8 protein-coding genes are annotated in these 10,583 nt (G+C 58.8%); 6 read left to right on the top strand and 2 right to left on the bottom strand.

Annotated features, from left to right (window positions below; all coding sequences use genetic code 11):
- Positions 1 to 2: 2 nt before the first annotated feature.
- Together araA and VGC33_RS03950 are read right to left on the bottom strand one after the other, a co-directional pair.
- Complete coding sequence (araA, locus tag VGC33_RS03955; RefSeq protein ID WP_331119272.1) at positions 3 to 1,508, bottom strand: L-arabinose isomerase; 1,506 nt, start codon at positions 1,506 to 1,508, stop codon at positions 3 to 5.
- 72 nt (positions 1,509 to 1,580) lie between these two features.
- Positions 1,581 to 3,266, bottom strand: a complete 1,686-nt coding sequence (locus VGC33_RS03950; RefSeq protein ID WP_331119268.1) for a ribulokinase — start codon at positions 3,264 to 3,266, stop codon at positions 1,581 to 1,583.
- Positions 3,267 to 3,643: 377 nt separating this feature from the next.
- Here VGC33_RS03950 and VGC33_RS03945 point away from each other — a divergent pair, with 377 nt between their 5' ends.
- The 6 genes from VGC33_RS03945 to VGC33_RS03920 all read left to right on the top strand — a co-directional run.
- Positions 3,644 to 4,633 (top strand): arabinose ABC transporter substrate-binding protein, encoded by a 990-nt coding sequence (locus tag VGC33_RS03945; RefSeq protein ID WP_331119266.1) that lies wholly within the window; start codon positions 3,644 to 3,646, stop codon positions 4,631 to 4,633.
- A gap of 157 nt (positions 4,634 to 4,790) precedes the next feature.
- Positions 4,791 to 6,320, top strand: coding sequence for an L-arabinose ABC transporter ATP-binding protein AraG (araG, locus tag VGC33_RS03940; RefSeq protein WP_331119264.1), 1,530 nt, complete (start codon positions 4,791 to 4,793; stop codon positions 6,318 to 6,320).
- Positions 6,321 to 6,337: 17 nt separating this feature from the next.
- Positions 6,338 to 7,321 carry an L-arabinose ABC transporter permease AraH gene (gene araH / locus VGC33_RS03935; RefSeq protein ID WP_331119262.1) on the top strand — a complete coding sequence of 328 codons (984 nt, stop codon included), beginning with the start codon at positions 6,338 to 6,340 and terminating at the stop codon, positions 7,319 to 7,321.
- A gap of 115 nt (positions 7,322 to 7,436) precedes the next feature.
- Positions 7,437 to 8,372, top strand: a complete 936-nt coding sequence (gene araC, locus VGC33_RS03930) for an arabinose operon transcriptional regulator AraC (RefSeq protein WP_331119260.1) — start codon at positions 7,437 to 7,439, stop codon at positions 8,370 to 8,372.
- Positions 8,373 to 8,466: 94 nt separating this feature from the next.
- Positions 8,467 to 9,513, top strand: coding sequence for an oxidoreductase (locus VGC33_RS03925; protein ID WP_331119258.1), 1,047 nt, complete (start codon positions 8,467 to 8,469; stop codon positions 9,511 to 9,513).
- A gap of 68 nt (positions 9,514 to 9,581) precedes the next feature.
- The coding region (locus VGC33_RS03920) for a bile acid:sodium symporter family protein (protein WP_331119256.1) at positions 9,582 to 10,583 on the top strand (1,002 nt) is incomplete at its 3' end.

Raw genomic sequence — 10,583 nt, 5'->3', positions numbered from 1 at the left:
CGCTATTTAGCGCACAGCTTGTAGTAGAGTTCGTTCCAGCGCAATGCATCCTTGAACGCCGGGATGCGGGTGTCATTGTCAATCACCAGCAGCTCGATATTGTGCATTTCCGCATATAAGCGAATATGGTCGAGATCCAGCGCCTGGCTGAACACCGTATGGTGCGCGCCGCCGGCCAGGATCCAGGCTTCAGCCGCCACTTCAAGCGACGGCTGCGCTTTCCACACCGCGCGGGCGACCGGCAGTTTAGGCAACGGATGCGGTTGTTCGATGGCGTCCACTACGCTTACCAGCATACGGAATCGGTCGCCCATATCGACAACCGAGGCGTTTACCGCCGGGCCCGCCGGGGTGGAAAACAGCAGACGCGCCGGGTCGGCCTTGCCGCCGATGCCGAGGAACTGTACGTCAAGCGTCGGTTTTTCTTCCTTGGCGATGCTGGGGCACACTTCCAGCATGTGCGAGCCGAGGGCCAGGTTATTGCCCGGCTGGAAATTGTAGGTGTAGTCTTCCATAAAGGACGTGCCGCCAGGCAGGCCGCCGGCCATCACCTTGAGAATGCGCAGCAGCGCGGCGGTTTTCCAGTCGCCTTCGCCGCCGAAACCGTAGCCCTGCTGCATCAGGCGCTGTACCGCCAGGCCCGGTAGCTGTTTCAGCCCGTGCAGGTTTTCAAAGTTGGAGGTAAAGGCTTTGGCGCCCGCCTGCTCCAGAAAACGTTTCAAGCCCAATTCGATACGCGCGGCATCAAGCAGGTTTTCGCGTTTTTCGCCGTTGGCCTTGATTTTGTCGGTCAGGATATAGGAGGCTTCATATTCTTCCACCAGGGTATCGATATCCCCTTTGGAGACTTCGTTTACCACGCTGACCAGATCGCCCAGGCCATAGGCGGTCACCGAGTAGCCGAACTGGATCTGGGCGCCGACCTTGTTGCCTTCGGTTACCGCCACTTCACGCATATTGTCGCCGAAACGGGCGACAATGAGCTGCTGGCTTTCCTGTTTGGCGGCGGCGGCGCGCATCCATTTGGCAATGGTAAGATGCGCCTGCTTGTCCTGCCAGTGGCCGACCACCACCTGGTGGTTGAGGTGCATGCGCGCGCCGATAAACCCGAACTCGCGGCCGCCGTGGGCGGTCTGGTTAAGGTTCATAAAGTCCATATCCATGGTTTCCCATGGGATCTGCGCGTTATATTGGGTATGGAACTGCAGCAGGGGCTTGTTCAGTATGCTCAGGCCGCCAATCCACATCTTGGCGGGTGAAAAGGTATGCAGCCAGGTGAGCAGGCCGATACAGTGGGTGTCGTAATTGGCTTCACGGCACAGCGCGAGGATCTCGTCGGGCGATTTGACCAGCGGTTTGACCACCAGTTTCACCGGCAGGCCGGCCTCGTCGTTAAGACCCTGGACCACCGTTTGCGCATGCTCGGCAACCTGCCGCAGGGTTTCCGGACCATAGAGATGTTGACTGCCGATGACAAACCAGACTTCGTGCTGCTTAAAATTATCCATGATGACTCCTGTGCGTCTCCGTCTAGCGGAGGGGCCGGGCGGGCATGGGATTGCCGCCCGGTAAGGTGTTTGTCAATGACCGGTGTGCGCCGCCGCGGCATAGGCCGGTTCCGCGAGCACGCTCCATTCCTGATAGCGTTGATACAGCCGCTGGAACTGCGCCACCCTGGCCGGGTCCGGCTGCAGGGTGCGCTCAATGCGGCTGGCCATGGCCTGCTGCGCCACGGCGATATCCGGATAAACGCCGGCCGCCACCGCGCCGAAGATGGCCGCGCCCAGGGCGCAGCACTGATCGGAGGCCACCAGTTGCAGCGGACGATTCATCACGTCCGCGCAGACTTGCATGATAATCGGCGATTTGCGCGCGATGCCGCCCATAACCAGGACGTTCTCCACCGGGATGCCCTGGGTTTCAAAACATTCCATGATGGCGCGCGCGCCGAACGCGGTGGCGGCGATAAGGCCGCCGAACAGCGCCGGCGCGTCGGTGCCTAAATTCAGGCCGGTTATCACCCCCTGCAACCGCTGATTGGCATAAGGCGTGCGTCTGCCGTTAAACCAGTCCAGCACCACCGGCAGTTGCTCAAGAGAGGGGTCGCCGGCCCAGGCCTGCGCCAGCGCGTTAAGCATCTGGTCCTGGATATCGTCGAGGGCGGGTTTCAGCGACGGGTGGCGTTCCGACGCCTGCTTCAGCGGCCAGCCCAGCAGACGGCCGAACCAGGCATAGATATCGCCAAAGGCCGACTGACCGGCTTCCAGGCCGATAAAGCCGGGAACCACGCTGCCGTCCACCTGCCCGCAGATGCCGGCGATGGTGCGCTCGCCCACCCGCTGCTCGTCGGCAATCAGGATATCGCAAGTGGAGGTGCCGATGACCTTGACCAGGGTATAGGGCTGGGCGCCGGCGCCCACCGCGCCGATATGGCAGTCGAAGGCGCCGCCGGCAATGGTAACGGTCTCCGGCAGGCCGAGTTTGTGCGCCCATGCGGCGGTCAGGCGCCCGACCGGCGCTTCGGCGGTATAGGTGTCGGTAAATAAAGGGTATTGCAAGCGCTCGGTCAGTACCGGATCAAGGGCCTCGAGGAAAGCCTTCGGCGGTACGCCGCCCCAGTCGGGATGCCAGAGGGATTTGTGTCCGGCGGCGCAGCGGCCGCGTTTGATATCCCGCAAGCGCGTGGTGCCGGACAGCACGGCCGGGATCCAGTCGCACAGCTCAATCCAGGATACCGCCTGCTGCCGAACCTGGGCATCCTGGCGGGTAATATGCAGGATTTTGGCCCAGAACCATTCTGAGGAGTACACGCCGCCGATATAACGCGTGTAATCCGGGTGGGCGCCGTCGTGGCTCAGTCGGTTGATAGCCTCCGCTTCTTCTATGGCGGTATGGTCCTTCCACAAAATAAACATGGCGTTCGGGTTGTCGGCGAATTCCGGACGCAGCGCCAGTATCCTGCCGTCCTCATCGATAGGGGCGGGGGTGCTGCCGGTGGTGTCGACGCCAATGCCGGCGACGCGCAGGCGTTCGGCCGGGGAGAGGGCGCTCACCACGGCGCGGATCGCCTGCTCCATGGATTCGAGATAATCGTTGGGATGATGGCGAAACTGATTTTGCGCGGGTTTGCAATACTGGCCCTCGCGCCATCGCGGGTACCAGACCACCTCGGTCGCCAGCTCTTTACCGCTTTGGCATCCTACCGCCAGGGCGCGTACCGAGTCGCTGCCGAAATCAAGCCCGAGGCTGATGGCCTCTTCATTCATGCTGTTCTCTCCTGTTGACCCGAAAACGGATGATGAGCACAACCATAAGGGGGTTTTAGGCGGGCCGTGAGGAGATGTTAGCTGGAAGTATGCACATTCCTGTCGCGGATAACTGAAATGTGATGGTGCTCATAAAGTTACAGGGAGGTAAAAATTGCTGTATCTATGCACAAAACGGCTGTAATTGAGAACTGTGATAACGCTCTACATTTTAACAACACTTTAACGCTAAAACTACTCCCGTCCAAAGGGCCTGGTCGGACTAACGGCGATAAATCCGCCGCTTAGACGCACCGAGCGGATTCATCTTCCCGACTGATAACGCTTACACGCTTCAGCAATATGAAGCGAAGCGATAAAAAATACCGGAGAGTTACATGCATAAATTCACTAAGGCACTGGCGGCAATCGGATTGGCTGCCGTTATGTCTCAATCGGCTATGGCGGAAAACCTGAAACTGGGTTTTCTGGTAAAACAGCCGGAAGAACCCTGGTTCCAGACCGAATGGCGTTTTGCCGATAAAGCCGGTAAGGACCTGGGATTTGATGTGATTAAAATTGCCGTGCCCGATGGCGAAAAAACCCTGAACGCCATCGACAGCCTGGCGGCAAGCGGCGCCAAGGGTTTCGTTATCTGTACCCCGGATCCCAAGCTCGGCTCGGCCATTGTCGCCAAGGCGCGTAGCTATGATATGAAGGTCATCGCCGTTGACGACCAGTTCGTCACCGCCAAAGGCCAGCCGATGGACACCGTTCCCCTGGTGATGATGGCGGCCACCAAAATCGGCGAACGCCAGGGCCAGGAACTGTGGAAGGAAATGAACAAGCGCGGCTGGAAAGTCGCCGATACCGGTGTCATGGCGATTACCGCCGATGAGCTTGATACCGCGCGCCGCCGTACCACCGGATCGATGGATGCCCTGAAGGCCGCCGGTTTCCCGGAAAAACAAATCTACAAGGTTCCGACCAAATCCAATGATATCCCGGGGGCCTTTGACGCCGCCAACTCCCTGCTGGTGCAGCATTCCGGCGTGAAAAACTGGCTAATCATCGGCATGAACGACAATACCGTGCTCGGCGGCGTGCGCGCCACCGAAGGCCAGGGTTTCAAGGCGCCCAACGTTATCGGTATCGGCATTAACGGCGTGGACGCGGTGAGTGAACTCTCCAAGGCCAACGCCACCGGTTTCTACGGCTCCCTGCTGCCAAGTCCGGACGTGCACGGCTACAAGAGCATCCAGATGCTTAACGATTGGGTGACCAAAGGCGTCGAACCGCCTAAATTCACCGAAGTCACCGACGTGGTGGTGATTACCCGCGACAACTTTAAAGAAGAATTGGCGAAAAAAGGACTGGGCGGTAAATAACCGCCACGCCTGTTTCCCAGGGGCGGCCACCGGCCGCCCCTGTCCATGACGATGTCATTCATCAAGAGGATGTGTACGTGTCCGCCAAAACCCCTGATGGTTACCGTAACGGGACTGCCGGCGCACCGTTCGTATCAGTTAACGCGAGGATGTGTTCATGACAATTCAGACACCCTATCTGTCGTTTCGCGGCATCGGTAAAACCTTTCCCGGCGTCAAGGCGCTGGATGATATCAGCTTTGACTGCTACCCAGGCCAGATCCATGCCCTGATGGGTGAAAACGGCGCCGGCAAGTCCACGCTGCTGAAAATTCTCAGCGGCAGCTATACCACGACCCGGGGTGAAATCCTGATCAAAGGCCAGCCGGTCCATTTTGGCTCCACCGCCGATGCGCTGGATGCCGGGGTGGCGATCATCTACCAGGAACTGCACCTGGTGCCGGAAATGACGGTGGCGGAGAATATCTACCTCGGCCAGTTGCCCAATAAATACGGCATGGTTAACCGGGCGATTTTGCACTACGAAACCAAACTCCAGCTGGAGCACCTGGGGCTGGATATCGCGCCGGACACGCCGCTCAAATATTTGTCCATCGCCCAGTGGCAGATGGTTGAAATCGCCAAGGCGCTGACCCGCAACGCCAAGATTATCGCCTTTGACGAGCCGACCAGTTCTCTGTCGGCGCGTGAAATTGAACAGCTTTTCCGGGTGATCCGCGAACTGCGGGCCGAGGGAAGGGTAATACTGTACGTGTCGCACCGCATGGAGGAAATTTTCACCCTCGGCGATGCCATCACGGTGTTTAAGGACGGCAAGTTCGTCCGCACGTTCGACGATATGACCCAGGTGGATCACACCAAGCTGGTGCAGGCCATGGTGGGGCGCAATCTCGGTGATATCTACGGCTATCAGCCACGCCAACAGGGCGAGGTGCGCCTGCAGTTGGATAACATCAAGGCGATAGGGGTGAAAACGCCGATTACGCTTGCGGTGCGCGCCGGTGAAATCGTCGGCCTGTTCGGGCTGGTGGGCGCGGGGCGCAGCGAATTAATGAAGGGACTGTTCGGCGGCACCCTGATTACCGGCGGACAATTGCTGCTCGACGGCAAGCCGCTGAATATCCGCTCGCCCATCGACGCCATTCGCGAAGGGCTGCTGCTGTGCCCGGAAGACCGTAAAGCCGATGGCCTGATACCGGTGCATTCGGTCAGGGAAAATATCAACATCAGCGCCCGGCGCAAGACCATCAGAGCCGGCTTCCTGATTAACGACCGGTGGGAAAAGCAAAACGCCGAGGAGCATATCCGCTCCCTGAATATCAAGACCCCCTCCGCTGAACAACTGATCATGAACCTGTCCGGCGGCAATCAGCAAAAGGCCATTCTCGGCCGCTGGCTGTCGGAGGACATGAAGGTCATCATGCTTGACGAACCGACGCGCGGTATCGACGTCGGCGCCAAGCACGAAATTTACCATGTGATTTATGAACTGGCCAAACGTGGCATCGCCGTGCTGTTCGCCTCCAGCGATCTGCCCGAAGTCCTGGGACTGGCCGACAGGATCGTGGTGATGCGCGAAGGCGCGATTTCCGGCGAGCTCACCCACACCGATGCCACTGAACAGAAAGCGTTAAGTCTGGCAATGTTGCATACAACCGATACCAGCCCCGCCGACGCGGTTGCCTGATTGTGAAGGAGTCTATAATGTCGACTGTTACTACCCCCTCCCCGAAAGCGAAAAAAACGCTGGGCTTCGGCCGCGTCTGGGATAATTTTGGCATGCTGGTGGTATTTGTGGTGCTGTTTATCGCCTGTTCGGTTTTTGTGCCTAATTTCGCCAGCTTTATCAATATGAAGGGCCTGGGGCTGGCTATCTCCATGTCCGGCATCGTCGCCTGCGGCATGCTGTTTTGCCTGGCTTCCGGCGATTTCGATTTGTCGGTGGCCTCGGTCATCGCCTGCGCCGGCGTCACTACCGCCGTGGTTATCAACGCCAGCGAAAGCCTGTGGCTTGGCGTGGCGGCGGGACTGGTGCTCGGCGTATTGTGCGGCCTGGTAAACGGTTTTGTCATCGCCAAGCTTAAAATCAACGCCCTGATAACAACCTTGGCCACCATGCAAATCGTGCGCGGCCTGGCGTATATCATTTCCGACGGTAAAGCGGTGGGTATCGAGGACGAACGCTTTTTTGTGCTGGGTTACGCCAACTGGCTGGGCCTGCCCGCCCCCATTTGGATTATGGTCCTGTGCATGGCCATTTTCGGTTTCCTGCTTAACAGAACCACCTTCGGGCGCAATACGCTGGCCATAGGCGGCAACGAAGAAGCCGCCCGCCTGGCGGGGGTGCCGGTGGTGCGCACTAAAATCATCATCTTTATCCTGTCCGGACTGGTGTCGGCGGTGGCCGGCATTATTCTTGCCTCGCGCATGACCAGCGGCCAGCCGATGACGTCGCTGGGTTATGAACTTATCGTGATCTCCGCTTGCGTGCTGGGCGGGGTATCGATGAAGGGCGGCATCGGCAAAATTTCCTATGTGGTGGCCGGGGTGCTGATCCTTGGGACCGTTGAAAACGCGATGAACCTGCTGAATATTTCGCCGTTCGCTCAATATGTGGTGCGTGGGGTGATCCTGCTGGCGGCGGTGATATTCGACCGCTACAAACAAAAAGCCAAACGTACGGTGTAAAAGCGCGTGAACCGGCCGCGTCGCGGCCGGTCCGCTCACAGTTTTACGACCCTGGCACGCTATTGTCCGCGCTATAGGATATTCTCAATCAGACGACTATCTGTCCGGAGGTGAGATGTATCATCGAATGACTCACGAGACGCAATCCAATCCCCTGTTACCGGGCTATATGTTCAACGCCTATCTGGTCGCCGGCCTGACGCCGATTATCGCCGGTGGGCCGCTGGACTTCTTTATCGACCGGCCCGACGGCATGAAAGGGTTTATCCTTAACCTGACCATCAAGGGCCAGGGCAAAATTTTCGAAGGGGATCGCTCCTTCGTCTGCAACCCCGGCGACCTGCTGCTGTTTCCGCCCAAATCCGCCCATTATTACGGCCGTTCCCCCGACAGCGACTGCTGGTATCACCGCTGGGTGTATTTTCGCCCGCGCGCCTATTGGGCCGACTGGCTGGAGTGGCACAGTAAAATCCATGACGTCGGCCGCCTGTCCCTGGGCAATGATAACCTGCTGACCGAATTCGACCGGCTGCTGGCTAATATCGAGCAAACCCAGCGATCGGGGCGCCGGTTTTCCGAAGAGCTGGGCATGAACCTGCTGGAACGCATGCTGCTGCGCGCCATGGAAGAAGACCCGCAAAGCCCGAGTAAAATCATGGATCCGCGCATCATCGAGGCGTGCCAATATATTACCGGCAACCTCTCCGGCGAGTTGCGCATCGACGAGGTGGCGCGTCATGTCTGTTTGTCGCCCTCGAGACTGGCGCATTTATTCCGCGAGCAGGTGGGGATCAATATCCTGCGCTGGCGCGAAGATCAGCGGGTGATCCGCGCCAAAATGCTGCTGCAGACCACACAGGAATCCATCGCCACCATCGGCCGGGTGGTGGGATATGACGATCAGCTTTATTTTTCGCGGGTGTTTCGCAAACGCGTCGGGGTCAGCCCCAGCGACTTTCGCCGCCGCAGCAGCGAGATTAATTACCCCGGCCGCAGTATCCAGGCGTCCCATAATTGGCAATTGCAAAGCGAAAAGGCTATCGGAGGCTGATAATTTATTGATACTGTGAGTCCGGTAATGATGTCTCCCGTGCCGTTGTCAGGGTACGGGGGACGTTAAGTTTAGCCGAAAAAGAGGAACAACAATGGCTGAAAATATCGGTATCGGACTTATTGGTTACGGCTTTGCGGGCAAAACGCTGCACGCGCCGTTGGTTAACGCCACCGCGGGCCTGACGCTTACGGCGGTCTCCTCAAGCGACGCGGGAAAAGTCCACGCGGACTGGCCGGGCATCAAGGTCAGCGCCGATGCGCTGGACGTGATAAACGATCCCGCCGTCGACGTCGTAATTATCCCCACCCCCAACGAAACCCACTTCCCGCTGGCCAAACAGGCCCTGGCGGCCGGCAAGCATGTGATTGTCGATAAACCGTTTACCGTGACGCTGGCACAGGCTTATGAGCTGAAACAGCTGGCGGAGAACCGCAAGGTGCTGCTGTCGGTATTCCATAACCGTCGCTGGGACAGTGATTTTCTCACCGTGCGGCAGTTGATTAAGGACGGCATTCTCGGCGATGTGGTTTATCTGTCATCGCAATACGACCGTTTCAGACCGCAGGTGATGCCGCGCTGGCGCGAACAGCCGGGCGCCGGCAGCGGCATCTGGTATGATCTGGCGCCGCATCTTATCGATCAGGCTCTCCAGCTGTTCGGCATGCCGGTGGCGGTCAATGTCGACCTGGCGCTGCTGCGGCCCGGCGCGCTGACCGACGATTATTTTCATGCCACGCTTATCTACCCGCAGCGGCGCGTGGTGCTGCACGGCGGCATGTTGGCGGCGGCGGCGACGCCGCGTTTTACCGTACACGGCACCAAAGGCAGTTATGTCAAGTTCGGGCTGGACCCGCAGGAAGCGCAGTTGAAAGCAGGCGTCTATCCCCCCCGGCCGGATTGGGGCGTCGATAGTCTTGACGGCACCCTGACGCTGGCGCAGGGGGAGGTGATGACCGAACATCAGGTGCGCACCCAGCCGGGCAATTATCCCGCCTATTATGCCGCTATCCGCGACGCCATCCTCGGCGTGGGGGAAAACCCGGTGACGGCGGCCTCGGCCATCCAGGTCATGGAGCTTATCGAGCTGGGCGTGCTGTCATCCGCGCAGAAAAAAACATTGGCGGTAAAGAACGGTTAATGACAAGGTAGGTTTTTACGGGCGCCCGACGCGGCGCCCTGGGTTTCGACTGTGGTAAGGGTTGTGACATGTCGTGGTTTCAACGTTTAAAGATTGATAAATTTTTGCTGGTCTTGGTTACCGTGGTGGTTCTGGCGTCGCTCTTCCCTTGTCGGGGGATTATCAAGGTAATATTTGAATATCTCACCACCGCGGCCATTGCGCTGCTGTTTTTTATGCATGGCGCCAAGCTGTCGCGTGAGGCGATAGTGGGCGGCATGAGCCATTGGCGGCTGCACCTGGTGGTGTTCCTCAGTACGTTTGCGTTATTCCCGCTGCTGGGCATCGCCATGAAGGTGTTCGTGCCCTCGCTACTGTCATCACCGGTCTATATGGGCTTTCTTTATCTGTGCGCGCTGCCGGCCACCGTCCAGTCGGCCATTGCCTTTACGTCGGTCGCCGGCGGCAACGTGGCCGCCGCCATCTGCAGCGCGTCGGCCTCCAGTATCCTGGGGGTATTTCTGTCGCCGGTGCTGGTGGGCCTGCTGATGCATACCCAGGAAGGTGGCGCGTCCAATACGCTGCACGCCATCGGTTCCATTATACTGCAATTGATGGTGCCTTTTGTGCTGGGCCATCTGGCACGACCGCTGATTGGCAAATGGGTGGCGCGGCATAAAAAGCTGGTGAATATCACTGACCGGTCATCAATATTGCTGGTGGTATACACCGCCTTCAGCGAGGCGGTGGTGGGGGGGATCTGGCATCAAATCACCGGCTGGTCGCTGGTGTCCATCCTGGTCTTCTCGCTGGTGCTGCTGGCCATCGTCCTGGTGGTCAACACCTGGACCGCGCGCCTGCTGGGATTCAACACCGCCGACGAGGTCACCATCGTCTTTTGCGGATCCAAGAAAAGCCTGGCCAACGGCATACCCATGGCCAACGTGCTGTTTCCCGCCGCCATGGTGGGCACCATGGTGCTGCCGCTGATGATCTTCCATCAGGTACAGCTGATGGTGTGCGCGGTGCTGGCGGCGCGTTATGCCCGCCGGCAGGCCCAGCAGATGAAAAACATCCCTTCCGATCCCGCC

The sequence above is a fragment of the Acerihabitans sp. genome, from assembly GCF_036398755.1.
Taxonomy (GTDB): Bacteria; Pseudomonadota; Gammaproteobacteria; order Enterobacterales; family Enterobacteriaceae; genus Acerihabitans.
The sequence above is the reverse complement of the archived record's forward strand: the minus strand, read 5'-3'. Positions and strand labels throughout refer to the sequence as shown.

What these genes read in the sequence shown, in the direction of transcription:
- araC (WP_331119260.1), top strand. Translation starts at nt 7,437, where the DNA reads ATGTATCATCGAATGACTCACGAGACGCAATCCAATCCCCTGTTACCG.
- VGC33_RS03925 (WP_331119258.1), top strand. Translation starts at nt 8,467, where the DNA reads ATGGCTGAAAATATCGGTATCGGACTTATTGGTTACGGCTTTGCGGGC.
- araH (WP_331119262.1), top strand. Translation starts at nt 6,338, where the DNA reads ATGTCGACTGTTACTACCCCCTCCCCGAAAGCGAAAAAAACGCTGGGC.
- araA (WP_331119272.1), bottom strand. Translation starts at nt 1,508, where the DNA reads ATGGATAATTTTAAGCAGCACGAAGTCTGGTTTGTCATCGGCAGTCAA.
- VGC33_RS03950 (WP_331119268.1), bottom strand. Translation starts at nt 3,266, where the DNA reads ATGAATGAAGAGGCCATCAGCCTCGGGCTTGATTTCGGCAGCGACTCG.
- araG (WP_331119264.1), top strand. Translation starts at nt 4,791, where the DNA reads ATGACAATTCAGACACCCTATCTGTCGTTTCGCGGCATCGGTAAAACC.
- VGC33_RS03945 (WP_331119266.1), top strand. Translation starts at nt 3,644, where the DNA reads ATGCATAAATTCACTAAGGCACTGGCGGCAATCGGATTGGCTGCCGTT.